Below are 270 nucleotides of genomic sequence, written 5' to 3' on the forward strand. Positions count from 1 at the left end.
CCCTCTCCCCTCTCTTTCCCCTCTTCTTTTCCTCTTCTCTTCCTTTTCCCTCTTTTTTCTTCTCTCCCTTCCTTCTTCTCCCTCTTCTCCTTCTCTCTTTTTTTCTTTCCCTTCTCCCCCCTTCTCCTCTTCTTCTCCTCCCTTCCCTCTCCCTTTCCCTCCTTTCTCCCCCTCCCCCTCTTTCTCCCTTCCTTTTCCTTTCTTTCCCCTCCTCTTTCTCCCCTTTCCCTTTTTTTTTTCCCCTCTCTCTCCTTCTTTTTCTCCTCCCTC

General features: G+C 49.6%; 1 protein-coding gene. It reads right to left on the reverse strand.

Features of this window, described 5'->3' with window-relative positions; genetic code table 11:
* A partial coding sequence (locus AB1471_RS18960; protein WP_367780984.1) for a hypothetical protein occupies positions 1-270 on the reverse strand: 270 nt, incomplete at both ends.

This window comes from Jeotgalibacillus marinus, from assembly GCF_040801915.1.
Lineage (GTDB): Bacteria > Bacillota > Bacilli > Bacillales > Jeotgalibacillaceae > Jeotgalibacillus > Jeotgalibacillus marinus.